The sequence below is a fragment of the Cellulomonas endophytica genome (genome assembly GCF_004123805.1).
GTDB classification, from domain to species: Bacteria; Actinomycetota; Actinomycetes; order Actinomycetales; family Cellulomonadaceae; genus Cellulomonas; species Cellulomonas endophytica.
Map to the genome: position 1 here is coordinate 37,002 of NZ_RWJX01000022.1, position 22,858 is coordinate 59,859.

The following is a 22,858-nucleotide window of genomic DNA, read 5'->3' on the forward strand; positions in this document are numbered from 1 at the left end:
CACCCCGGTGGGGGGCGCCACCCGTCGAGCGGGCGGGACACGCGGGCAGCACGACGACGGCCCCGGGACCAGAGGTCCCGGGGCCGTCGTCGTCGCTGTCTCAACGAGTGTCCGGAGGGGGACTTGAACCCCCACGCCCTATACGGGCACTAGCACCTCAAGCTAGCGCGTCTGCCATTCCGCCACCCGGACAGGTGGTCACGTCCCGAACCGTGGTGGTGGACCGACGGCTGCCGGGCCACTCCGGCGGGCCGGGCGTGCGGTCGGAAACACTAGCACGGCGACGAGGGCGTCCCCGCACCTGCACGGGGGTCGCGGACGGCCGTGGACGGCCGCGGACGGGCGCGGACGGTCCGTCGAGGGCCGGGCGCGACCTACGCTGGGACCGGACGGCAGCCCCGCGCACGGGCGCCCGGACCACCCACCGACACCTGGAGGCCCGCATGTGCTACCCCGTCCGCTGCCCCCGGTGCGGCGGCACCACCTGGGACGGCTGCGGCCAGCACGTGGAGGAGGCCCTCGCCGGCGTGCCGGCGGCCCAGCGGTGCAGCTGCCCGGACGACCGCGTCACGCCTCGATGACCGAGAGGGTGTTGCCCGCGGGGTCCGTGAACCAGGCGATGAGCGGCCCGCCGCCGCGGAACACGAAGTCCTCGTCCGTCTCCACCGCCGTGCCCGCGTAGCGCTCGAACGCCACGCCCCGCTCCCGCAGGGCCCCCACCGTCGCCGCCACGTCCCGGACGGGGAAGTTGAGGACCGTGTACGACCCCGGCGCGTGCGCCCCGCCCTTGGGGTACACGAGCACGTCGGTGCCGCCGCCCAGGTGGAGGCGGAGCATGCCGTCCGCGAGCTCCACCCGCAGGCCGAGCACGTCGCGGTAGAACGGCAGCACCCGCTCCGGGTCGTCGACCGAGAAGCCGCTGAAGGCGGGGACGTCTGCGAGCACGGGTCCTCCCGGGGCCGGTCGTCGCGGCTCCCTCGCCGCGGGGCCCAGTCTGCCCGCCCCGGCGTCGCCGGGACAGCCCCGTCTCAGGCCGGCGGGACCCGCTCGCCCACGGGCACGGGCGTGGCCACCGTGTTCCCCGGGCTCGGCAGGGGGCAGGCCCAGGCGGGGTCGTACGCGCAGGACGGGTTGTAGGCGAAGTTGAGGTCGACGACGAGGCCGTCCGTGCCGTCGCCGAGGTCGGCGCCCTTGATCGTGTCGAGCACGTAGCGCCCGCCGCCGTACGCGCCGCCCGGCCCCTCGTCACCGCACGTGGCGTCCCGCAGGGGCAGGAAGAGCCCGCCGCCGTACCCGCGCAGCGCCCACACGTCGAGGGGCCCGACCCCCGGCAGCACGACGGTGCCGACGCGCTCGAGCGGCACCACCCCGTCGGTGCCCGTCGGCACGTCGCGCCGCTCGGACGGCGCCGGGTCCACGGGGACGACGAACCGGAAGGCCGGGTCGTACGGCGCCACCGGCAGCCCCGTGAAGCCCGTGCGGTGCTCGGGGAGGAGCGGCGAGGCCGGGTGCGTGGCGAACAGCGCGTCGCGGCCGGCGACCCAGGCGGCGTGGGCCGCGGCCGGGTCGGTGGCGGCCCTCGCACGGACCTCCGCGTAGAGGGCGGCGACGCGGCGACGCCAGTCGACGACGTCGAGGACGGGGCGGACGGCGTCATCGGTCACGCACGGACGCTCTCACGCGCCCTGTCGCGCCGCACGGGGTCGGGGGACGGTCCGGGTCCGGGACCGCCTCATGACCCGTCCGGGTGATAGAGATCGCCCGTCGGGCTCAAGGTCGCCCGTCCGGCGCCGATGACAGGGGTGCACGACCCGGAGGACGTACCGGAACCAGCACCCGGCACGACCACCGGCCCGCACGCGGAGCACGCACCCCTGCGAGAGGGGTGGACGGACGCGGGACGGGGAGCAGCCACCGACGGTCCCGAACAGCCCGGGACGGTCAGATCGCGCCGACGAGGACAAGCGGGCGCGACGGGCGGTGGCAGGTGCTGGCCCCTCCGGGGCCGTCCACGGAAGACCTGTGGCGGTCCGGGCAGGGGTGCGGGAACACTCGGGACCGCACCCCGGTTGTGGGGGGTACAACTCAAGACTCCCGGTCCGCGCGGTGGTGCCCAGCATCCCGCCGCGAGGGGACCGGTCCGGGGACGGGGCACGCACCGCTACGAGAGCGGTGGACGGACGTCGCCCGGAGGCAGGTCGCCGACGGTCCCCCACAGGCCGGGGACGGTCAGACCGCACCGACGAGGACAAGCGGGTGCGGCGGACGGCGGCACGACGATGCTGGGCGGACCACGTCGAACCCCCGGGCAGCGGTGACGCCGCCCGGGGGTCGATGCGTCCCCGGGACCCGCCGGCGACCCACGGGACCCACGGGGCGTCCGGCGTCCCCGGGACCTGCCGGGCGTCCTCGGCTGCCCTCCCCCGCTCCCTCACTGGAAGTCCCGCGAGGTCGAGCGCACCCGCAGGGACAGGGGGGCGATGTGCTCGGCGACGAGGTTCGTCGCCCCGTCCGCCCGCTCCACCCGGCCCCGGACGACCATCGCGCGCGACGTGCGGGCCGTGGTGCGGAACCGCTGCCAGAGGCCGGCGGAACAGATGACGTTGAGCAGCCCCGTCTCGTCCTCCAGCGACAGGAACGTCACGCCGTGCGCGGTGCCCGGCCGCTGCCGGTGCGTGACCACGCCCGCGACGGCCACCCGGCCGCCCGGCTCCCCGCGGAACAGCTCCTCGACGCGTAGCACCCCGGCCGCGTCGAGCCCCTCCCGCACGAACTGCGTGGGGTAGGAGTCGACGGACACACCCGTCGCCCAGACGTCCGCCGTCGCCGTCTCCACCGCGTCGAGGCCCGGGAGGGTGGGGGCCTCCACGCCCACCGACACCCCCGGCAGGGTCTCCGGCCCCTCCTGGGAGAGCGCGCCCGCGGCCCACAGCGCCTCCCGCCGGTCCACGCCCAGCCCGTCGAGCGCCCCCGCCGTCGCCAGCGACTCCAGCTGCGCGGTCGTCAGCCGGACCCGGCGCACGAGGTCGCGCAGGTCGCGGAAGGGCCCCCCGGCCCGGCGCTCGGCGACGAGGCGCCCCGCCGCCTCCTCCCCGACCGACCGCACGGAGGCCAGCCCCAGCCGGACGGCCACCGTGCGGGCGGGGCCGGGAGCGACGCCGTCGACGCGGCCCCCGGCGGCCGGACCGGTGGGGGCGGTCCCGCCCGGCACGGGCCTCAGCCGCGGCTCGCCCCCGGGGCGCGCGGGGCCGGTGCGCTCCGTCGTGGTGAGCACGTCGGAGGCCTGGACGTCCGCCCGCAGCACGGTCAGCCCGTGCCGGCGCGCGTCGGCCACGAGCGTCTGCGGGGAGTAGAACCCCATGGGCTGCGCCGCCAGGAGCCCGGCGTAGAACGCGGCCGGGTGGTGCACCTTGAGCCACGCGCTGGCGTAGACGATGTAGGCGAACGAGAAGGCGTGGGACTCGGGGAACCCGAAGTCGGAGAAGGCCTTGAGCTTGTCGTAGATCTCCGTCTGCGCGGCCGGCGGGATCCCGTTGGCCGTCATGCCCGTCATGAGCCGCTCCCGCAGCGCCTCCATGCGGTCGATCGAACGCTTGGAGCCCATCGCGCGCCGCAGCTGGTCGGCCTCGGCGCCCGTGAAGTCGGCGACGTCGATCGCCATCTGCATGAGCTGCTCCTGGAAGAGCGGCACCCCCAGGGTCCGCTCCAGCGAGGGCACGAGCTTCGGGTGCAGGTAGGTCACCTGCTCGCGGCCGTGGTACCGGTCGATGTAGGGGTGCACCGACCCGCCCTGGATGGGGCCGGGGCGGATGAGGGCGACCTCGATGACGATGTCGTAGAACCGCCGCGGCTGGAGCCGGGGCAGCGTGCCCATCTGGGCGCGGGACTCGACCTGGAACACGCCGACGGTGTCCGCCGCGCACAGCAGGTCGTAGACGAGCGGGTCCTCCTGCGGCAGGGCGTGGAGGTCGAGGTCGACGCCCTCGCGCTCGCGCACGAAGCCGAAGGCGAGCCGCAGCGCGGTGAGCATCCCCAGGCCGAGCAGGTCGAACTTCACCAGGCCCGCGTCGGCGCAGTCCTCCTTGTCCCACTGGAGCACCGTGCGCCCCGGCATCCGCGCCCACTCCACGGGGCAGACCTCGACCACCGGCCGGTCGCACATGACCATCCCGCCCGAGTGGATCCCCAGGTGCCGCGGCAGGCGCAGGAACCGCTCCGCCAGGTCGACGACGTGGTCGGGGATCTCGCCGAGCTCGTCCGCCGACGGCGGGCGGACCGTGGGGACCACGTCGTGCCGGTCGGCGGTGGGCTCCCCCGCCACCTCGGGTGCCGCGAGCGCCACCCGTGACGGCATCTGCTCCCAGCGCGTCTGCGGGGTCGCGTCGCGGTGCGCCCGGCGCTCGGCCCCGGCGGAGGGTGGCACCCCGGCCGGCGCGCGCGTCCCCGCGTCGACCTCGGGCTCGGCCAGGGGGTCGACGACGAGGAGCGCCCCGGTCCGGGAGTCCTGCGGCGGCCCCTCGTGCACCGACGTGGGGCCGACCGTGGCCGAGCGGTACATCGTCCACCAGGCGCTCGGGCGCTCGGGCCCGCGCAGGCTCCCCCAGCGCTCGATGCTCGTGCTCCACGCGTCCTGCTGGCCCGTGTCGTACCCCAGCGCCCGCGCCGCGTCCCGGACGGCCGAGCGCGGGCGGTAGGAGATGACGTTGGCCACCTGGGCGGCGTGGGTGCGCCCGTGCCGCTCGTAGACGTACTGGATGACCTCCTCGCGGCGGGCGGACTCGATGTCGACGTCGATGTCGGGCGGCCCGTCCCGCTCGGGGGCGAGGAACCGCTCGAACAGCAGGCCGTGCCGCACGGGGTCCACGGCGGTGATCCGCAGGACGTAGCAGACGGCGGAGTTCGCCGCGGAGCCGCGACCCTGGGCGAGGATGCCGTTGCGGCGGCAGAAGTCGACGAGGTCGTACACCACGAGGAAGTAGCCCGGGAACCCGAGCTGCTCGATGACGGCCAGCTCGTGCTCCACCTGCGCGAACGCGCCCGGCACCCGCTCCGCCTCCGGCGAGCCGTACATCTCGCGCGCGCCGCGCAGCGTGAGCTCCCGCAGCCACGTCGCCTCCGTGTGGCCCGGCGGCACGGGGTACGGGGGCAGGGCCGGTGCGACGAGGGCGAGGTCGAACGCCAGCTCGTCGGCCAGCGCGGCGGCCCGGCCGACCGCCTCGGGGTGCCGGCGGTGCAGCGCGAGCATCTCGGCGGCGGAGCGCAGGTGCGCCGAGGGCGCCCCGGGCAGCCACCCGTCCATGTCGTCGAGGGACGCGCGGGCGCGCACCGCCGCGAGCGCGGCCGCGAGGTCGGCGTCGCGCGGGGTGGCGTAGTGCACGGCACCGGTCGCGACGAGCGGCAGGCGCGCCCGGCGGGCCAGGTGCGCGAGCGCGTCGGCCCGCTCCGCGTCGTGCGCGTCCCCCGCCGCGGTCGTCTCGACGACGACGTTGTCCCGCCCGAACAGCGCGACGAGGCGGTCGAGCTCCCGCGCCGCCGCGTCCATCCCGCCGGGGGCGACCGGCACGACCCCCGCCGGGTCGCCGCCCGCCAGCGCACGCCGCACGAGGCCCTTGCGGCAGCCCGTCAGCACCACCCAGCGGCCCGCGCCGGCCTCCGCCAGCTCCTCGAGCCGGTACTCCGCGGCGCCCTTCTCGCCCGTGCGCAGGTGGCCGTGGGCGATCGCGGAGGACAGCGCGCGGTAGCCGTCGGCGCCCCGTGCGAGCAGCAGCAGGTGCGACGCGCGCGGGTCGGGCACGGCGGTGGGCGGGTCGAGCACGGGCAGCCCCGGCACGACCCGGGCGGTCTCGCGGGCGTGGCGGCGGCCGTCCGGCGCCGGCAGGTGCAGCTCCGCCCCGAACACCGTCGGCAGGCCGACCGCCCGGGCCGCCTGGGCGAACCGGACCACGCCGTAGAGGCCGTCGTGGTCCGTCAGCGCGAGGGCGCGCAGGCCGAGCCGGGCCGCCTCCGCCGCGAGCTCCTCGGGCTGGCTCGCGCCGTCGAGGAAGCTGAACGCGGAGTGGGCGTGCAGCTCGGCGTACCGCGGTCCCGCGGACCCGGGCGCGGCGCCGGGGTGCCCGGTCCCGTCAGTCATACGTCGCCTCGCAGGTCCATCCCGTGTCCGTGCCGGTGAGCAGGAGGGCGCGCCGGTCGTCGAGGGTGACCTGCAGGTGGGCCCGCACCCCCGGCAGGCCGGCCGCGCCCGGGCCGCCACCGGCGGTCCCGTGGGCACCCGCCGACTCGCCCGCCCACCACCGCTCGGCGAGGAGCCACGGCCCGGCCCAGCCCGTCACCGCGCGCGGCGCCCGGCCGTCCCCGTCCCCCGCCGCCGGCGGCACCGTCCTCCCGCCCTCCGCCGCCCGGCCGTCCCGCCCCTGCCGGCCGTCGCGCGCGCGCCTGGCGTCCCGCGCCGCCCTCCCGTCGTGCGCCGTCCCCCCGTCGTGCACCGTCCCGCCGTCGTGCACCGTCCCGCCGTCCGCCACGGCCCTGCCGGGCCTCCCGGGCGCGTCGGTCGAGCCGCGCCAGGACGGCCCGGCCGGTCCCGTCGACCCCGCGTCCTCGTCCCACCGCAGGAGCACGGGGTCGCCCGTGAGGCGGTGGCGCAGGTCGACGCGCACGGGCCGCCCGTCCGCGTCGAGCACCTCGACCCGCACCGGCTGCACGAGCACGGATGCCGGAGCCGGGTCGGGCAGCCGCCCGGGCCACGGCCGGTCGAGGGGTCGCTGCGGCGCCGCCTGCTCCCCCCACACGCGCACGTGCACCTGGTCGCGCACGCCACGCCCGCCCTGCAGCGCCGCCAGCAGCACCCCCTCCACGCCCACGATGCCCTGGACGCGGTCGAGCGCGCGGTGCGCGCGCAGGTCGCCGCCGGAGGGGCCGCCCCACAGCCGACCCTGCTCGGCACCCGCGGGGGCGACGTCCAGGGCCGTGACGGACAGGTGCACGAGGCAGACGCCCGGCTCGTCGGGGTGCTCGGGGCCCAGGTCCGGGACGTCCTCGGGCGCCGGCCCCGTGCGCCACGCACCCCCGTCCGGCGCGCCGCCCCGTCCCGCACCGTCGCGCCGCCCGCCCCCGACGGCCCGTCCGCCCGCGGCCGCCTCCCGGGCACGGGCGGCCGCCCGTGCCTCACGGGCACCCGCCACGGCGGCGGCGGTGAGCCACCCCTCGAGCTGCCAGCGGATCCGGTCGGTGATGCGCGCGGGCGTCAGACCGCCCCAGCCACCCAGGTCCGTGCGCCACGTGCGGCTGAGCTCCTCGCCCCGGTCGGTGCGGGCGTCGATCCGCAGCCGCCCGCAGGACAGGGACCGCTCGACGAGCTCGGCGTGCAGCGCCTCCGCCAGCCGGCGCCCGGCGAACGTCGCCTGGTCCACGCGGGCCAGCGGCGGGTCCAGCTCGCTGGCGGCCACGACGTCGGCCTCCGGCCGGCGCCGCACGGGAGGCCGCTCGTCCTCGCCACGGGCCAGCGTCTGGGCCCAGACGCCCCGCCGGCCGAAGCGCGCGTGCACCGCGGGGGCGGGCAGCCGCGCGAGCTGGCCCAGACGGCGCAGCCCGAGCCGGTGCAGGAGGTCGACGAGCTCGCCGACCGCGAGCGCGTCCTCGTCGGTGACCGCCGCGTGGACGAGGTCCGCCATGGGCCGGGCGGCGAGGAACGCCGGCGACGACCCTGCGGGGACCGGCGTCCCCGTGCGCGCGGCCAGGACGGCGGCGAGGAGCCCGTCGGCCGTGCCCACGGCGCACTCGTGCCCCGTGCCCTCCGCCACGGCGGCGACGAGGCGCTCGGCCAGGCGGTCCTCCGACCCGTGGTACCGGCTCGCCCCGCCCGCCGGGAGCAGGAGCAGGCCGGCACGCACCACCTCCACGCCGCTGACGACCGTCTCCGCCGCTGCCGCGACGGGCTCGAACAGCCGGACGTCGCGCGGCTCGTCGGCGGGCAGCAGCACCAGGTCCGGGCACAGGCCCTGCGCCTGGCGCCGCTGCAGGCCGCGCCGCACCCCGTGGGCGCGGGCGAGGTCGGACACGGCGGTCAGGCGACGCCCGTCGTGCACCGCCGCCGGGACGTCGACGGGCAGCCCCTCGAGGGTCGCCGCGGCCACGACGGGCCAGTCCGGCACCCACAGCACCGTGGTCCGCGTGGTCATCCGACGAGCCTCAGCGCGCCCGTGGCGGCCGGCGCCGCGGGCTCCTCGAGGACGGGGGCGGTGACGGGCGGCGCGGGTGCGACGACGACGGGCGCGGGCACGACGTCCGCGCCCGGCCGGGGCAGCGGGAGCACGAGCTCGAGGGCGTGCGGCACGGCGGCGCCGCCCCGGCCGGTGCGCACCACCCGGACCCGGTGGCTGCGCAGGTGCCCCTCCCCCGCGCCGACGCCGTCCCAGCCGGCGTCGCGCACGCCGAGGACGACGGTCGCCCCGGTCCAGGCCGTCGTCGCCAGCAGCACGGAGCCCCGCTCCCGCGCCCGGGCGGACAGCCGGCGCCGGTCCGCGTCGGTCAGCACCGCACCCGGCCCGACGACGACGACGTCGACGCCGTCGAGCAGCGCGGCGACGACCGCGGCGCCGTCCGCCCCGGGGCGCGGGACGAGCGCCAGCCGGTCGAGGACGACCCCGGCCTGCGCGGCCGCCAGCAGCCCCACCGTGGGGTGCCCGACGACCGCGCCCCAGGCCCCGCCGGCGGAGACCTGCGCGAGGAGCGCCAGCAGCAGCGACGTCGACCCGACGACCGCCGTCGTCGACCCCCGTCGCAGCCCCTCGGGCAGCAGGGGGTCGAGCGCCGGCGGGACGGGCAGGGGCGGGCGCTCCGTGGTGAGGAGCGCGGTCCGGGGGCCGCTGCCACGACCCGGGGTGGGCACCGGGGTGGGCACAGGGGTGGGTGCGGCAGGCAGGGCGGTGGGCGCGCCGGAGGGCGTGGCCGAGGGCGTGACCGAGGGCGTGACCGGTGCCGGGGCGGGCGCGGCGGCGGTCTCCTGCCAGGAACGTCCCCAGGACCGGTCCCGCACGTGCTCGCGCAGGTGCTCGAGCAGCTCCTCCGAGCGGCCGGCGGCCGGGCGCGAGCCCTCCTCGGGGGTCCCGGCGGAGGCCGGGGCCGGGTCCGCCACGACGGTGGGCCCCGACGGGTCGACCGGGGCCGCGGTGACCGTCCGGACGCTGCGCGCCCCCGTGCGCAGCTCCGCACGGGCGAGCGCGGCCCGGGCCCGGGCGACCCGCTCCTCCCGCGTCCCCGCGTCGACGACCGTCACCCGTCCCACCCCCTCGCCGTGCTCGTCCTGCCGTCGACGGGACCGCCGACCGGCACCTGTTCGAACACCTGTTCGACCACCCGCCGTCAGTGAAACCCCGGCGCCCGGGGCCTGTCAATCCGTCCGCCGGCCGCCCGGCGCGCCCCTCCGGCGTGTCGGGCGGAGCCTGCACCGGACCACCGACACGGCTCCGCCGGGACGCGACGGCGACCCCGCGGGACCCCGGGACGGACGGCCCGGAGCCGTGTCGGGGGCCGCCGCTACCCTGCCGCCATGACCACCACCGGACCCGGTCCCGCCCTCGGGACGCTGCCCTGGGCCCCCGCGCTGGAGCACCCCGAGCTGCTCGCGCCGAGCACCCACGAGGCCCTGCGGGCCTGGGCGGGCGCGGACCCCGCGGTCGCGTCGGCGGTGCTCGTCGCGGAGATCGACCCCGACCTCGCCGACACCGCGGCCCTCACGGACGCGTTCGCCCTCCCCCCGTCGGCCTCGGCCAACTGCGTGCTCGTCTCCGGCCGCCGCGCCGGGGACGAGAAGGTCGCCGCCGCCGTCGTGCGGGCCACGACCCGGGCCGACGTGAACAACGCCGTCAAGCGCCTCCTCGACGTCCGCAAGGCCTCCTTCCTGCCGATGGACCGCGCGACCGAGGAGTCCGGCATGGAGTACGGCGGCATCACGCCGCTCGGGCTGCCCGCGGGCTACCGGGTCCTCGTCGACGCGGCGGTCACCGTCCCGGACGCGGCGGGCGACCACGTCGTCATCGGCTCGGGGCTGCGCCGCTCCAAGATCGCGCTCCCCGGCGCCCTGCTCGGCACCGCCCCGGGGGTCGAGGTCGTCGACGGCCTCGCACTAGGGTGAGCCCGACAGGGAGGTCCCCCATGGGTGCGGTGCCGCACGAGGGCGTGGACGGCTGGGTGGACGAGCTGCTGGCCGCCACCCGCGCGCCGGCGTCCGCGCCCCACGCGGCCCGGACGGGCACGACCACCGGTACGGCGGCCGACGTCCCGGACGGCCCCGCCCCGGCCCCACCGCCGCGCAGCGGACACCCGGACGGCTCGGGCCTGGTGCCGTGGCACGTCCTCCCCGAGCACCGCCTCGACCTGGACCTGGCGCTCCTGCACCTCGAGGCCGACCGCCGCCACGGCGCCGCCCTCGCGGAGGACGACGTGCGCCGCCTCGAGGGCTGGCACCGCCGCCTCGACCGCACGGACCTCGTCCTCGACTACGACCCGACGACGGACGCCGGCTTCCGGTACGTGCCGCGGCGGCCGGGCGTCGACCTCGACGTCATCCGGGAGCCCGGGCACCACCGCCCGGGCACGCCGGCGCCGGACGTCGACGCGGCGCTCGAGGCCGCGACCATGGCCTTCGCGGTCGACGAGGTCATCGCCCGTGCGCTGGCCGGCAGCCCGACGGGCGGCACCGCCGCCCCCTGAGCGGCGACGCGGGCTCAGGCCGTCCGGGTCGCCCAGAACGCGACCGCGGCGGCGGCAGCCACGTTCAGCGAGTCGACACCGCCGGCCATGGGGATCCGCACGACGACGTCCGAGGCGGCCAGCGTCGACGCCGCCAGCCCGTCGCCCTCGGCACCGAGCACGAGCGCCAGCCGCTCCGGCGCCGCGGCGGCGAGGGCGTCGAGCGTCACGGCGTCCTCGGACAGCGCGAGCGACGCGGTGACGAACCCGTGCTCGCGCAGCACGGCCACGCCGCCCGGCCACGGGTCCACCCGCGTCCACGGCACCTGGAACACGGTGCCCATCGAGACCCGGACGGACCGCCGGTAGAGGGGGTCGGCGCACCGAGGGGTGACCAGCACGGCGTCGACACCCAGCGCCGCCGCGCTGCGGAACGCCGCGCCGACGTTCGTGTGGTCGACGAGGTCCTCGAGCACGGCGACCCGCCGGGCGCCGGCACCCCCGCGGGCGCGCGCCAGCACCTCCGCCACGGGTGGCAGCACCGGCCGGTGCATCGCCGCGAGCGCGCCCCGGTGGACGTGGAACCCCGTGACGGCCTCGAGCAGGGGCTCGTCGGCGACGAACACCGGAACGGGCGCGTCGTCGGGCGACCCCGGCAGCTCGGCCAGCACCCGTTCGAGGTCGGGCACCCACCGCGGCGCGAGGAGCACCGAGCGCGGCCGGTGCCCCGCCCGCAGCGCCCGCTCGAGCACCGTGGAGCTCTCCGCGATGTAGAGGCCCCGCTCCGGCTCGAACCGCCGCCGCAGGGCGACGTCGGTGAGGGAGACGTAGTCGGCCAGGCGCTCGTCGTCGGGGTCGGTCAGCGGGAGGAGCTCGGCGCGCACGCGCGCCATCCTCCCAGCCGGGGCGGCGGCGACGGACCCGTGAAGGACGCGGCGACGGCCCGGCGCGGGGACGACGACGGCGGGCGACCCCGGGGGGCCGCCCGCCGTCGGACGTCACCGCGCTGCCGCACCCGTCACGGCACCGGGCCGGCTCCCGGGTCCTGCGAGGTCGCACCGAGGTCCGGCAGCTGGCCGCGCTCGGCGGCACGGTCGGCCGGGCGCCCGCTGAGCGTGCCCGAGGAGGAGGCGTCGGCCGAGGCGGCCGAGGCCTCCCGCCGCGCCGCCTCCAGGGCCTCGCGCGGGTCGGCCAGGGCGCTCGGCGGCAGGTCCTCGGGGCGCAGCGGCGAGGCCTTGCGCGCCCGGCGGCCGCCGGTCGGCCCCGCGTTGGGGTCCTCGTAGCCGGCGGGCGGCGCCACCCCGGTGAAGCCCTGCGCGATCTGCCCGAGGGCCCCGGACAGCTCCGACGGCAGGAACCACATCTTGTTCGCCGGGCTCTCGGCGATCTTCGGCAACATCTGCAGGTACTGGTAGGCCAGCAGCTGGGGGTCGGCGTCGCCGCGGTGCACGGCGTCGAAGACCTGCAGGATGGCGCGCGCCTCGCCCTCGGCCGTGAGGATCGCCGCCTGCGCCGAACCCTCGGCCCGCAGGATCGCGGCCTGCTTCTCGCCCTCGGCCGTGAGGATCTGGGACTGCTTCACGCCCTCGGCGGTGAGGATCGCGGCGCGGCGGTCGCGCTCGGCGCGCATCTGCGCCTCCATGGCGCCCTGCACGGACTGGGGCGGGTCGATGCTCTTGAGCTCCACGCGGTTGACGCGGATGCCCCACCGGCCCGTCGCCTCGTCGAGGACGCCGCGCAGCTGGCCGTTGATCTGGTCGCGGCTCGTGAGCGTCTGCTCCAGGTCGAGCGAGCCGATGACGTTGCGGAGCGTCGTCACCGTGAGCTGCTCGATGCCCTGGATGTAGTTGGCGATCTCGTAGACGGCGGCCCGCGGGTCCGTCACCTGGAAGTAGATCACCGTGTCGATGCTCACGACGAGGTTGTCGGAGGTGATGACGGGCTGCGGCGGGAACGAGACGACCTGCTCGCGCAGGTCCACGCCGGCGCGCACCCGGTCGACGAACGGGATGAGCAGGTGCAGGCCCGCGTCCATCGTCCGGTTGTAGCGGCCGAGGCGCTCCACGAGCATCGCCACCGTCTGCGGCACGATCCGCACGGACCGGATGAGCGTCACCACGACGAAGAGCGCGAGCAGCCCGACGACGACGAACGTGGCGACCGTCCCCGCGGTGGTTCCGGTGTCGGTCATGCGGTGGTCCTCCTGGGGACGGGGGCGACGAGGGACGGGGCCGGCGGCGCGACGGCCGTCCGGCGGGTCATGACGAGGGCGGGCGCGGGGCCGGCGGGGCCGGCGGGGCCGGCGCTGCCGGTGGTCACGCGGTGACCGGTCCGGTGGCCGTGCCGCCGGTGACCGGGGTCGCGACGACGGCGGTGGCGCCGTCGATGCGGCGGACCTGCACGGGCGCCCCGGGCTCGAGCACGCCCGGCCCGTCGAGGCGGGCGCTCCACACCTCGCCGGCGAGCTTCACCCGGCCGCCGTCCGCGCTCAGCGTCGCGACGACCGTGGCCGGCCTGCCCACGAGGGCGTGGACGTTCGTCTCGACGAGGGGCACCCGGTCGCGCAGGTGGCGCAGCATCCAGGGCCGCAGCGTCAGCAGCAGCAGGACGGACACGACCAGGGCGACCACGACCTGACCCACGAGCGGGACGCCGAGCGCTGCGGCCGCCCCGCCGGCGAGCGCGCCGCCGGCGAACATGATGAGGACCAGGTCGAGCGACAGGACCTCGACGATGGCGCACAGCACGGCGCCCCCGACCCACCAGAGCCACTCCACCGGGTCCCCCTCCCCGTCGCCGACCTGCGGCTCCGGTCCCCGGGGCCGCCCGTCGGCGCGCACGTCGTCGTGGAGCCACCGTACCGGTACCAGGGGGTTCGCGGGGGGTCCCTTGACGGACCTGTGACCCTCCCGCCTCTCAGCGGCGGTCGCCGCGGTGCGGACGCCTCACCGCTCCGGCGCAGGGCGGGCGCAGGGCGGGCTCAAGGCGGGCGCAGGACCGGCGCAGGACCGGCGCGGCGGACTCAGCGGGAGGGGCGCGCCCCCGCGAGCGCGGCCGGCAGGGCCCGCGCCGCCCAGCGGCCGCCGCCGTGCTGGACGGCGAGGGGCAGGCCGAACGTCGAGGAGAGGTTGTCCGCGGTGAGGACCTCCTCGACCGGACCCGCGGCGTGCGCACGCCCGTCCTTGAGGAGCAGCAGGTGCGTGAATCCCGGCGGGATCTCCTCGACGTGGTGCGTGACGAGGACGATGACCGGGGAGCGCGGGTCGCGGGCCAGCTCGGCCAGCGCGGCGACGAGCTCCTCCCGGCCGCCGAGGTCCAGCCCGGCGGCGGGCTCGTCGAGCAGCAGGAGCTCCGGGTCGGACATGAGGGCCCGGGCGATCTGCACGCGCTTGCGCTCGCCCTCGCTCAGCGTGCCGAAGTACCGGGACGCCAGCGCCGCCACGTCGAACGCCTCGAGGAGGCGCCGGGCGCGGTCCTCGTCCTGCTCCTCGTACTGCTCGCGCCAGCGGCCCGTGTACCCGTAGGAGGCGGTGAGGACGACGTCGAGGACCGTCTCCCCCGACGGGATGCGGTCGGCCAGGGCCTCGCTCGACAGGCCGATCCGCGGCCGCAGCTCGAAGACGTCGACCCCGCCCAGGCGCTCGCCGAGCAGGTGCGCGGTGCCCGACGTCGGGTGCATGCGACCCGAGCAGACCTGGAGCAGGGACGTCTTGCCGGCGCCGTTGCGCCCGAGCACCACCCAGCGCTCGCCCTCCGCGACGCGGAACATCAGGCCGTCGAGGATCGTGGTGGCACCGCGTCGGACGGTGACGGACTGCAGGTCGAGCACGTCGGTCATGCCCGGCACCCTAGCCGGGCGCGGCGGCCGCCTCCGCCCGGGCGGCACGGGAGGCCGGCGCGCCCGGTGCGCGCCGCGACCGCGGCACGGCGGACGTACCGGAGGGACGCACCGGACGGACGGGCCGGGGACCGGGACGGGGGACGGGACGCGGGACGGGACGCGGGACGTGACGCGGGACGGGACGGCCCGCCGCCCCGGCTAGCGTGGTGGCGTGCCCGTCCCCGCCCTCCCGCGCTCGGTCCTGCTGGCCGCGTGGCTCGCCGTGCCCTCCGACCCCGCCCGGCTGGTCCCGACGGTCCAGGGCGACGACGAGCCGCACGCCGTCGAGGGCCCCGACGGCTCGGCGGCCGACCTGCGCACGTTCGTGGCGGACGTCGCGGCCGACCTGCACGACGTCGGCTGCCTGCTGCCCGTGCCCGGCGAGCCGCCGCCGCTGCCGCCCGCGCTGTCGGCGGCGGCGACCGCCGCGGGCGAGTGCGTCCTGCTCCGCACCGGGGGCGGCTGCCTCGCCGCCGTGCCGGACGTGCGCCGGTTCGGCTCCGCGCTCGAGCCGGGGCACCTGGTGACCTGGACGGTGGAGCGGGTGCCCGACTGGCGCCGCGACCTGCTCGCCCGCCAGGCCACGCTCGAGGAGGCCGACCGCGCGCTGCGCCTGGGCCTGGCCACCGCCACGGACGCGCTGACCCGGCTCGACGTGGCGCGCTGGCGCCCGGGGCTGCAGGACGACCTGGCCGCCCTGCGCGACGACCGCGCGCTGACGACCGCCCTGCCGCCCGGGACGGAGGGGGCCCGCGTCCGGCTGCTCGTCAGCGCCGCCCGCCTGCGCGCCGTCGTCGCGCTGGCGCGCGTGGACGACGGCGCGGCGGTGACGGGCGGCCAGGTGGACCGGCGGCGCGACGCCCTCGACGAGGTCGACGCGTCCGCCCGTCGCGCCCTGGCCGCCGCCGTCACCTCCGACCTCGGCCCGCTCGACGACCTGCCCCGCTGAGGCCACCCCCGTGGGGACGGCGTCAGACGAGCGAGCGGTAGATCTCCACGGTCCGCGCCGCGACCGCCTCCCAGGTGAAGTGCTCCTCCACCCGCCGCCGGGACGCGGCGCCGAACGCCGCCGCCCGCGCGGGGTCGGCGGTCGCCGACGTCAGCGCGGCGGTGAGGTCGGCGACGAACCGGTCGGGGTCGGTGGGCGTCCCCGTGCCGTCCGTCACCTGGTCGATGGGGACGAGCCAGCCCGTCTCCCCGTCGACGACGACCTCGGGGATGCCGCCCGTGGCGGTGCCGACGACGGGCACGCCCACGGCCATCGCCTCGAGGTTGACGATGCCCAGCGGCTCGTAGACCGAGGGGCAGGCGAAGACGGTGGCGGCGGAGAGCACGGCGACGACGTCCTCGCGCGGCAGCATCTGGTCGATCCAGACGACGCCGGACCGGGTCGCGGCGAGCCCCTCGACGAGCCCGGTGACCTCCGCCGCGATGCCGGGCGTGTCGGGTGCGCCGGCGACGAGGACGACCTGGACCTCCGGCGGCAGGCCGGCGCACGCGCGCAGGAGGTAGGGCAGCCCCTTCTGGCGGGTGATCCGCCCGACGAAGACGACCGTGGGCCGGTCGGGGTCGATGCCGAACCGGGCGAGGGTCGCCGCGTCGCGCGCGAGGTCCTCCGGGCCCGTCGGGCGGACCCAGGCGTCGAGGTCGATGCCGTTGTGGACCACGTGGACGCGGTCCGGGTCCAGGGCGGGGTAGCAGCGCAGGATGTCCTCGCGCATGCCGCCGGACACCGCGATGACCGCCGCCGCGCCCTCGTACGCGGTGCGCTCCGCCCAGCCCGACAGCGCGTACCCGCCGCCGAGCTGCTCGGCCTTCCACGGCCGCAGGGGCTCCAGGGAGTGCGCGGTGACGACGTGCGGCACGTCGAGCAGCAGGGACGCCAGGTGCCCGGCCATGTTGGCGTACCAGGTGTGCGAGTGGACGAGGTCGGTCGTCGTCCCGTCCTCCCCCGGCGCCGCGACGCCGGCCACCATCTCCAGGTCGACGCCGAGGGTCCCGAGCGCGGAGTTCGCGCCGGCCAGGCCCGCGGGCACGTCGTACCCGCGCACCCCCGGCTCGTCGCGCGGGCCCTCGAAGCAGTGCACCCGGACGTCGAGCGTGCGGCGCAGCACCTCGCCGAGCCCGACGACGTGCACCCCCGCCCCGCCGTACACGTGCGGCGGGTACTCCCGCGTGAGCAGGTCGATGCGCACCCTGTCCTCCCGTCCTCGCGAGGTCCGCCGGCAGGTCGGACCCTGCGACGGCGTCAGCGCGTTCTCAGGGGCGCCACGCTAGCGCCGACGGGCGGGTTCGGCCCTAGGGTGTGCCCATGGCAGCGCCGCGCGTCCTCGCGATCGTCCTCGCCGGTGGGGAGGGCAAGCGCCTCATGCCGCTGACGGCAGCACGCGCCAAGCCCGCGGTCCCCTTCGGCGGCATCTACCGTCTGATCGACTTCGCCCTGTCGAACGTCATCAGCTCCGGCTACCTGCACGTCATCGTGCTCACCCAGTACAAGAGCCACAGCCTCGACCGGCACGTGGCCCAGACGTGGCGCATGTCGCCGCTCCTGGGCAACTACGTCGCCGCCGTGCCCGCGCAGCAGCGGGTCGGCAAGCACTGGTACCTCGGCTCCGCCGACGCGATCTACCAGTGCCTGAACATCATCGACGACGAGCGGCCCGACATCGTCGTCGTGGTGGGTGCGGACCACGTCTACCGCATGGACTTCTCCCAGATGGTCGACGCGCACGTCGAGTCCGGCGCCGGGCTCACGGTCGCCGGCATCCGCCAGCCCATCGGGATGGCCGACCAGTTCGGCGTCATCGAGACGGACCCCTCCGACCCGACCCGCATCGCCGCGTTCCGGGAGAAGCCGTCCGACCCGGTCCCCGTCCCGGGGTCGCCGGGCGAGATCCTCGCGTCCATGGGCAACTACGTCTTCGACGCGGACGCCCTCGTCGAGGCCGTGACCCGGGACGCGGAGGACGCCGGCTCCAAGCACGACATGGGCGGCGACATCGTCCCGGACTTCGTGCGGCGCGGGGAGGCCGGGGTCTACGACTTCATCCGCAACGACGTGCCGGGCTCCGCCCCGCGCGACAAGGACTACTGGCGCGACGTCGGGACGATCGACTCGTACTTCGAAGCCAACATGGACCTCATCGCCATCGAGCCCGTCTTCAACCTCTACAACGACGAGTGGCCCCTCTACACGGGGTACACGGGCCTGCCGCCGGCCAAGTTCGTCCACGCCGAGGAGGGCCGTCTCGGCCACGCCGCGGACTCCATCGTCTCCCCGGGCGTCGTCGTGTCCGGGGCGCAGGTCAACCGGTCCGTGCTCTCCCCGCACGTGCGGCTGCGCTCCTTCTCGCAGGTGACGGAGTCCGTGCTCATGGACCACGTGCACGTCGAGCACAACGCCGAGGTCCGTCGCGCGATCCTCGACAAGAACGTCGTCGTGCCGGACGGCGCGAAGGTGGGCGTGGACCGCGAGCACGACCTGGCCCGCGGCTTCACCGTCACGGAGTCCGGCATCACCGTCGTGCCCAAGGGGACCGTCATCAAGGACTGAGCACCCCTGCCCGACGGCCCCGGCCGCGCCCGCCGACGAGCGGACGCCGGCCGGGGCCGTCGGCGTCCGGCGGCTACCCTCCCCGGCGTGAGCGCGCCAACGCAGCCCCCCGTCCCGCCGGCCGTGCCCCCCGTCGTCCCGGCCACCGCGCCGCCGCCCGTGCCGTCGCCAACGCCGTCGCCCGTGCCGCCGCCCGGCAGGCTCGTCGTCATGGACGTCGACTCGACCCTCATCACCGCGGAGGTCGTCGAGCTGCTCGCGGAGCGGGCGGGGACGCGCGAGGCGGTGGCCGCGGTGACGGAGCGCGCCATGCGCGGCGAGATCGACTTCGCGGCGTCCCTGCACGCGCGGGTCGCCACGCTCGCGGGCGTCCCGACGGCCGTGCTGGCGGACGTGCTGGCGGAGGTGCGGCTCTCGCCGGGCGCCGTCGAGCTCGTGGAGGGCTGCGCGCGGCGCGGGTGGCCGCTCGGGCTGGTGTCCGGGGGCTTCGAGGAGGTCGTGGCCCCCCTCGCGGCACGCCTGGGCCTCACCCGGTACCGCGCCAACCGGCTCGAGCAGGCCGGTGGCCGGCTCACGGGCCGCGTGCTCGGGGCGGTCGTCGACCGGGCGGCGAAGGCCGTCGCGCTGCGGGAGTGGGCCGCCGAGCTCGGCGTCCCGATGGACCGCACGGTCGCCATCGGCGACGGGGCCAACGACCTCGACATGATCGAGGCCGCGGGCCTGGGCGTCGCGTGGCGGGCCAAGCCCCTCGTCGTGGAGCGGGCGGACGTGTCCCTCACCGGGCGTCTCGACGAGGTGCTGGCCCTCGCCGACGCGCGCTGACGCCTCGGCGGGGGCCGGCACGCCCCTCGTCCGGCGCCCCCGCCGCCGAGCGGGGCCGCGGCGCTCAGGCCGGTGCGCCCACCCGGTCCAGGCGCGCGGTGCCGGCGCCCACGGCGGCCCAGCCGCCCGTCACCTCGAGGACGGCCCAGCCGGCCGTGGGTGTGCCGTGCCGCACGCGGTCGAGGGCGGCCTCGTCCGAGCCGGGGCCCGCGAGCGCGGCCACGGCCTCCGAGACCGTCGGCTCGTGCCCGACGACGAGCGCGGTGCGCACCTGCGGCGGCAGCGCCGTGACGAGCCCGACGAGCTCGGCCACGCCGGACTCGTAGAGGGCGTCCCGCAGCTCGAGCCGCGCGCCCGCGCCCGCCGCGCCCATGCCCTGGCGGACGAGGTCCCACGTCTGGCGGGTGCGCAGCGCGGAGGAGCACAGCACCACGTCCGGCACGAGGCCGGCCGCCGCGAGCGCCCCGCCGACCGCGCCGGCCTGCCGCCGCCCCTCGAGGGCGAGGGGCCGGGTGCGGTCGGGCCCGGCCGGGTGCTCGGCGCGCGCGTGGCGCAGCAGGACCAGGCGGCGGGGGCTGTCGGCGGTCACGGGCGTCATCGTCGCACGCGCCACCGGCCCCGCCGCGGGTCCGGCCGCGGGGGACCTCCCGGTCAGAGACCCATCGCGTGCACGCCGCCGTCGACGTGCACGATCTCGCCCGTCGTCGCCGGGAACCAGTCCGAGAGCAGGGCGGCCACCGCGCGGGCGGCGGGCTCCGGGTCCGTGACGTCCCAGCCGAGCGGGGCGCGCTCGGGCCAGCCGCCCTCCATCGTCGCGAAGCCGGGGATCGACTTGGCGGCCGTGGTCCGGATCGGGCCCGCGGAGACGAGGTTGACGCGGATGCCCTCCGGCCCGAGGTCGCGCGCCAGGTAGCGCGCGGTGGACTCGAACGCCGCCTTGGCCACGCCCATCCAGTCGTAGACGGGCCACGCGTAGCGCGCGTCGAAGGTCAGGCCGACGACCGCGGAGCCCCGCGTCAGCAGCGGCTGCGTGGCGACGGCCAGCGACTTCAGGGAGTAGGCGCTGATCTCCAGGGCGGTCGACACGTCGGCCCACTCGCCGGCGAGGAAGTTGCCGCCCATGACGCTCTGCGGCGCGAAGCCGATGGAGTGCACGGTGCCGTCGAGGTGGTCGGCGTGCTCGCGCACGCGCTCCGGCAGCGCCGCGAGGTCCTCGGCGGAGGTCACGTCGAGCTGGAGCACGGGCGCCGGCTGCGGCAGGCGCCGGGCGATGGCCTGCGTGAGCCGGAACTGGCGCCCGAAGGACGTCAGGAGCACGGTGGCGCCCTCCTGCTGCGCGAGCCGCGCCACGTGGAAGGCGATCGAGCCGTCGGTGAGGACGCCGGTCACGAGGAGGGTCTTGCCGTCGAGCAGCCCCATGGGGAGGTCTCCGTTCGGTGGTGCGGGACGTCGGTCGTGGTGGTGCGGGTGGGGCCCGGGCGGCCCCCGGGGCGTCGGCCGGTCGTCAGTGGCCCATGCCGAGGCCGCCGTCGACGGGCACGACGGCGCCGTTGACGTAGCCCGCGGCCGGCGAGGCGAGGAACTCCACCACGGCGGCCACCTCGTCGGGCTCGGCGAACCGGCCGGCGGGGATGGCGGCCCGGTAGGCGTCCTGGCGCTCCGTCGGCAGCGCCCGCGTCATGTCGGTGTCGATGAAGCCGGGCGCCACGACGTTGGCGGTGATGCCGCGGCCGCCGAGCTCGCGCGTGACGGACCGCGCCAGCCCGACGAGGCCGGCCTTGGAGGCGGCGTAGTTCACCTGCCCCGCCGAGCCGTACAGGCCGACGACGGAGGAGATGAGGACGATGCGGCCGCGGCGCAGCCGGATCATGCCCTTGCTGGCCCGGCGCACGCACCGGAAGGTGCCGGTGAGGTTGACGTCGAGCACGTCCTCGAAGTCCTCGTCGCTCATCCGCAGCAGGAGGCCGTCCTTGTTCGTGCCGGCGTTGGCGACGAGCACCTCCACGGGGCCGTGCTCCGCCTCGACCTGCGAGAAGGCCGCGTCGACGGACGCGGTGTCCCGCATGTCGCCGGTCACCCCGAGGACGCCGGCCGGCAGGTCGCCGGAGCGGTAGATGGTGGCGACGCGGTCCCCCGCGGCCACGAACCGCTCGGCGATCGCACGACCGATGCCACGGTTCGCGCCGGTCACGAGGACGCTGCGCGGCGTGTGCGGGTGGGGACGGGCGGGGGCGGCGTCGTCGGTCACGGGGGCGTCGGTCGCGGGCACCCGTCGACGCTAGCCGACCGCCCCGGTGCGCCGGGTGGCGGGCCCGTCCGTGTCGTCGCACCCGGCGTTGTCGGACCTCCACAAGCGGCGCCGGGCGGTGGCGGCCCGGGGGACGCACCGCACGTCGGGCGGCACAGGGCGGTCTCAGTGCCCCCTGCCTAGGATCGCGAGGTGAGCTCACGCAGCCAGGACCACGACGCCGGGGTGCAGTCCATCACCACCGCGGCCGAACCCCTCTCCGTCGACCTGGCCCGGCGCACGCGCCGCTACCTGTGGCAGATGAGCATCCGTGCCATCTCCTTCGTGCTGGCCGTCCTCACCTGGAACCACATCCCGGTGTGGGCCTCGGTCGGGCTGCTGATCGCCGCCGTCGTCCTGCCCTACGTCGCCGTGCTCCTGGCCAACGCGGGCCGCGAGCGCCCGCCGGGCGACGGCCCCGTGGCGGTCGACCCCCGCGGCATCGGCCCCGGTGCGGGCGTGCCCAGCGGCCTCGGGGGCCGCCCGTGACGGCCCTGCCCCCCGGGCAGGCGCACGGCACGACCGGCAGCACGCACGGGATGACGACCGGCAGCACGGGCGGGAGCACGGGCGGCGGCGCGGACGGCGGCACGGACGGCAGCACGGACGGCGGCGGGCCCGACGAGGACGCGCCCGCCCTGGTCTGCTCCGCCCGCGGGTGCCGCGAGGGGGCACACTGGGGTGTGCGCTGGAACAACCCTCGTCTGCACGCGCCCGCGCGGCGCAAGGTCTGGCTGGCCTGCCCGGAGCACCGCACCTCGCTCGAGGAGTACCTCGCGGTGCGGGGCTTCTGGAAGGACACGCTGCCCGTCGCGGAGCTGCCGGAGGACGAGGGGCCGGGCGGCCCGCGGTGAGCCCGGCGAGGCGCCGTGCCGCCGGCCTGGTGGCCCTCGCGCTCGTCCTCGCGGTGTCCTGCACGTTCCTCGGCCGGTGGCAGTGGCACCGGCACGAGGCCCGTTCCGCGGCGGTCGCCGTGGTCGAGCGCAACTGGCGGGCCGACCCCGTGCCCCTCGACGCGGTGCTCCGTCCGGGCCGGGCGCTGACGCCCGCGCAGGAGTGGCGGCGCGTGACCGTGACCGGCACCTACGACGGCGCCTCGCCGGTCCTCCTGCGCAACCGCCCCGTCGACGGCACGCCCGCCTACCACGTCGTCGCCCCCTTCCGCGAGGACGGCACGGGCGCGGTGCTCCTCGTCGACCGCGGCTGGGTCCGGGCGTCCACCGGCGCGGTGGCCGCGCCCGCCTCCCCCGCCGGGCCCGTGACCCTCACGGTGCGCCTGCGCCCGCTCGAGCCCGCGAGCGGCCGCGCCGCCCCGGCGGGCCAGGTCCAGGCCATCGCGCTCGACGAGGTGCTCGCCGCCGCGGGCACCGGGACCACGGGCGCGGGCGGCGGCACCCCCGCCTACGCCGCCTTCGGCAGCCGGGTCCAGGAGACGCCGGCCGCGGCGGGCACGCCGGCGGACCTGCCACCCCCCGACACGGACCTGGGCTCGCACCTGTCCTACGCGTTCCAGTGGTGGGTCTTCGCCGCCGGCGCGCTCGTCGCGTTCGGGGTGCTGGCGCGCCGCGAGCTGCTGGAGGAGCGGGTGCTGCTCGCGGAGCACGCGGAGGCCGGCGACGAGCCGCTGCCC

General features: G+C 77.6%; 22 protein-coding genes and 1 tRNA gene. 8 read left to right on the forward strand and 15 right to left on the reverse strand.

The features are described from left to right. Nucleotides 1-108: 108 nt before the first annotated feature. The 6 genes from EJA20_RS08785 to EJA20_RS19460 all read right to left on the reverse strand — a co-directional run bounded on the left by EJA20_RS08785 (nt 109) and on the right by EJA20_RS19460 (nt 9,271). A tRNA-Leu gene (locus EJA20_RS08785) sits at nt 109-192 on the reverse strand. 375 nt (nt 193-567) lie between these two features. After that, a complete protein-coding gene (locus tag EJA20_RS08790) occupies nt 568-945 on the reverse strand; it encodes a VOC family protein (RefSeq protein ID WP_129337779.1) in 378 nt (125 codons plus the stop codon). A gap of 83 nt (nt 946-1,028) precedes the next feature. Beyond that, a complete protein-coding gene (locus EJA20_RS08795; RefSeq protein WP_129337780.1) occupies nt 1,029-1,664 on the reverse strand; it encodes a DUF1684 domain-containing protein in 636 nt (211 codons plus the stop codon). A 767-nt stretch (nt 1,665-2,431) separates the two neighbouring features. Next, the gene (locus EJA20_RS08800) at nt 2,432-6,130 is read right to left on the reverse strand and encodes a PHP domain-containing protein (RefSeq protein WP_129337781.1); all 3,699 of its coding nucleotides are present in this window, start codon (nt 6,128-6,130) and stop codon (nt 2,432-2,434) included. Next, a complete protein-coding gene (locus EJA20_RS08805) occupies nt 6,123-8,174 on the reverse strand; it encodes a Y-family DNA polymerase (RefSeq protein ID WP_129337782.1) in 2,052 nt (683 codons plus the stop codon). Before EJA20_RS08805 ends, EJA20_RS08800 begins: the two co-directional genes overlap by 8 nt. Next, the gene (locus EJA20_RS19460) at nt 8,171-9,271 is read right to left on the reverse strand and encodes a hypothetical protein (RefSeq protein ID WP_240675250.1); all 1,101 of its coding nucleotides are present in this window, start codon (nt 9,269-9,271) and stop codon (nt 8,171-8,173) included. The genes EJA20_RS08805 and EJA20_RS19460 overlap by 4 nt, the downstream gene beginning before the upstream one ends. A gap of 273 nt (nt 9,272-9,544) precedes the next feature. Between EJA20_RS19460 and EJA20_RS08815 the strand changes: the two genes are divergently transcribed. Then, complete coding sequence (locus tag EJA20_RS08815; protein WP_129337783.1) at nt 9,545-10,129, forward strand: YbaK/EbsC family protein; 585 nt, start codon at nt 9,545-9,547, stop codon at nt 10,127-10,129. Nucleotides 10,130-10,149: 20 nt separating this feature from the next. After that, nucleotides 10,150-10,707: a hypothetical protein gene (locus EJA20_RS08820; RefSeq protein ID WP_129337784.1), complete on the forward strand. Its 558-nt coding sequence runs from the start codon at nt 10,150-10,152 to the stop codon at nt 10,705-10,707. Nucleotides 10,708-10,721: 14 nt separating this feature from the next. Here the strand turns inward: EJA20_RS08820 and EJA20_RS08825 are convergent, their stop codons facing one another. The 5 genes from EJA20_RS08825 to EJA20_RS08840 all read right to left on the reverse strand — a co-directional run bounded on the left by EJA20_RS08825 (nt 10,722) and on the right by EJA20_RS08840 (nt 14,524). After that, nucleotides 10,722-11,579 (reverse strand): TrmH family RNA methyltransferase, encoded by an 858-nt coding sequence (locus EJA20_RS08825; RefSeq protein ID WP_129337785.1) that lies wholly within the window; start codon nt 11,577-11,579, stop codon nt 10,722-10,724. A 125-nt stretch (nt 11,580-11,704) separates the two neighbouring features. Beyond that, on the reverse strand, nt 11,705-12,877 hold the full coding sequence (locus EJA20_RS08830; protein ID WP_129337786.1) for an SPFH domain-containing protein: 1,173 nt from the start codon (nt 12,875-12,877) through the stop codon (nt 11,705-11,707). After that, entirely contained in the window at nt 12,874-13,005 is a 132-nt protein-coding gene (locus tag EJA20_RS19740) for a hypothetical protein (RefSeq protein ID WP_276319527.1), read from the reverse strand. The genes EJA20_RS08830 and EJA20_RS19740 overlap by 4 nt, the downstream gene beginning before the upstream one ends. Continuing rightward, nucleotides 13,002-13,463 carry an NfeD family protein gene (locus EJA20_RS08835; RefSeq protein ID WP_129337787.1) on the reverse strand — a complete coding sequence of 154 codons (462 nt, stop codon included), beginning with the start codon at nt 13,461-13,463 and terminating at the stop codon, nt 13,002-13,004. The genes EJA20_RS19740 and EJA20_RS08835 overlap by 4 nt, the downstream gene beginning before the upstream one ends. 245 nt (nt 13,464-13,708) lie before the next feature. After that, the gene (locus EJA20_RS08840; protein ID WP_129337788.1) at nt 13,709-14,524 is read right to left on the reverse strand and encodes an ABC transporter ATP-binding protein; all 816 of its coding nucleotides are present in this window, start codon (nt 14,522-14,524) and stop codon (nt 13,709-13,711) included. A gap of 214 nt (nt 14,525-14,738) precedes the next feature. On the opposite strand from EJA20_RS08840, the gene EJA20_RS08845 reads away from it, so the two are divergent. Beyond that, on the forward strand, nt 14,739-15,515 hold the full coding sequence (locus tag EJA20_RS08845; protein WP_129337789.1) for a hypothetical protein: 777 nt from the start codon (nt 14,739-14,741) through the stop codon (nt 15,513-15,515). Between the two features lie 22 nt (nt 15,516-15,537). Here the strand turns inward: EJA20_RS08845 and glgA are convergent, their stop codons facing one another. Beyond that, nucleotides 15,538-16,761, reverse strand: a complete 1,224-nt coding sequence (gene glgA / locus EJA20_RS08850) for a glycogen synthase (protein WP_129337790.1) — start codon at nt 16,759-16,761, stop codon at nt 15,538-15,540. A 116-nt stretch (nt 16,762-16,877) separates the two neighbouring features. Between glgA and glgC the strand changes: the two genes are divergently transcribed. Together glgC and serB are read left to right on the forward strand one after the other, a co-directional pair. Next, nucleotides 16,878-18,119, forward strand: a complete 1,242-nt coding sequence (glgC, locus tag EJA20_RS08855; protein WP_129337791.1) for a glucose-1-phosphate adenylyltransferase — start codon at nt 16,878-16,880, stop codon at nt 18,117-18,119. Between the two features lie 210 nt (nt 18,120-18,329). Then, nucleotides 18,330-18,941 carry a phosphoserine phosphatase SerB gene (gene serB / locus EJA20_RS08860; protein ID WP_129337792.1) on the forward strand — a complete coding sequence of 204 codons (612 nt, stop codon included), beginning with the start codon at nt 18,330-18,332 and terminating at the stop codon, nt 18,939-18,941. A gap of 64 nt (nt 18,942-19,005) precedes the next feature. Here the strand turns inward: serB and EJA20_RS08865 are convergent, their stop codons facing one another. The 3 genes from EJA20_RS08865 to fabG form a co-directional block, all read right to left on the reverse strand. After that, nucleotides 19,006-19,539 carry a SixA phosphatase family protein gene (locus EJA20_RS08865; protein ID WP_129337793.1) on the reverse strand — a complete coding sequence of 178 codons (534 nt, stop codon included), beginning with the start codon at nt 19,537-19,539 and terminating at the stop codon, nt 19,006-19,008. A 53-nt stretch (nt 19,540-19,592) separates the two neighbouring features. Next, nucleotides 19,593-20,360 carry an enoyl-ACP reductase FabI gene (gene fabI / locus EJA20_RS08870; protein WP_129337794.1) on the reverse strand — a complete coding sequence of 256 codons (768 nt, stop codon included), beginning with the start codon at nt 20,358-20,360 and terminating at the stop codon, nt 19,593-19,595. Nucleotides 20,361-20,445: 85 nt separating this feature from the next. Further along, complete coding sequence (gene fabG / locus EJA20_RS08875) at nt 20,446-21,189, reverse strand: 3-oxoacyl-ACP reductase FabG (protein ID WP_129337799.1); 744 nt, start codon at nt 21,187-21,189, stop codon at nt 20,446-20,448. Between the two features lie 192 nt (nt 21,190-21,381). Here fabG and EJA20_RS08880 point away from each other — a divergent pair, with 192 nt between their 5' ends. The 3 genes from EJA20_RS08880 to EJA20_RS08890 form a co-directional block, all read left to right on the forward strand. Continuing rightward, nucleotides 21,382-21,717 (forward strand): DUF3099 domain-containing protein, encoded by a 336-nt coding sequence (locus EJA20_RS08880; RefSeq protein ID WP_240675251.1) that lies wholly within the window; start codon nt 21,382-21,384, stop codon nt 21,715-21,717. Then, on the forward strand, nt 21,714-22,082 hold the full coding sequence (locus tag EJA20_RS19845; protein WP_338068812.1) for a hypothetical protein: 369 nt from the start codon (nt 21,714-21,716) through the stop codon (nt 22,080-22,082). Before EJA20_RS08880 ends, EJA20_RS19845 begins: the two co-directional genes overlap by 4 nt. Further along, a partial coding sequence (locus EJA20_RS08890; RefSeq protein ID WP_164983898.1) for an SURF1 family cytochrome oxidase biogenesis protein occupies nt 22,079-22,858 on the forward strand: 780 nt, incomplete at its 3' end. The genes EJA20_RS19845 and EJA20_RS08890, both read left to right, overlap by 4 nt.

What these genes read in the sequence shown, in the direction of transcription:
- serB (WP_129337792.1), top strand. Translation starts at nt 18,330, where the DNA reads ATGGACGTCGACTCGACCCTCATCACCGCGGAGGTCGTCGAGCTGCTC.
- EJA20_RS08815 (WP_129337783.1), top strand. Translation starts at nt 9,545, where the DNA reads ATGACCACCACCGGACCCGGTCCCGCCCTCGGGACGCTGCCCTGGGCC.
- glgC (WP_129337791.1), top strand. Translation starts at nt 16,878, where the DNA reads ATGGCAGCGCCGCGCGTCCTCGCGATCGTCCTCGCCGGTGGGGAGGGC.
- EJA20_RS08830 (WP_129337786.1), bottom strand. Translation starts at nt 12,877, where the DNA reads ATGACCGACACCGGAACCACCGCGGGGACGGTCGCCACGTTCGTCGTC.
- EJA20_RS08840 (WP_129337788.1), bottom strand. Translation starts at nt 14,524, where the DNA reads ATGACCGACGTGCTCGACCTGCAGTCCGTCACCGTCCGACGCGGTGCC.
- EJA20_RS08820 (WP_129337784.1), top strand. Translation starts at nt 10,150, where the DNA reads ATGGGTGCGGTGCCGCACGAGGGCGTGGACGGCTGGGTGGACGAGCTG.
- EJA20_RS08805 (WP_129337782.1), bottom strand. Translation starts at nt 8,174, where the DNA reads ATGACCACGCGGACCACGGTGCTGTGGGTGCCGGACTGGCCCGTCGTG.
- EJA20_RS08825 (WP_129337785.1), bottom strand. Translation starts at nt 11,579, where the DNA reads ATGGCGCGCGTGCGCGCCGAGCTCCTCCCGCTGACCGACCCCGACGAC.
- EJA20_RS08800 (WP_129337781.1), bottom strand. Translation starts at nt 6,130, where the DNA reads ATGACTGACGGGACCGGGCACCCCGGCGCCGCGCCCGGGTCCGCGGGA.
- EJA20_RS08865 (WP_129337793.1), bottom strand. Translation starts at nt 19,539, where the DNA reads ATGACGCCCGTGACCGCCGACAGCCCCCGCCGCCTGGTCCTGCTGCGC.
- fabI (WP_129337794.1), bottom strand. Translation starts at nt 20,360, where the DNA reads ATGGGGCTGCTCGACGGCAAGACCCTCCTCGTGACCGGCGTCCTCACC.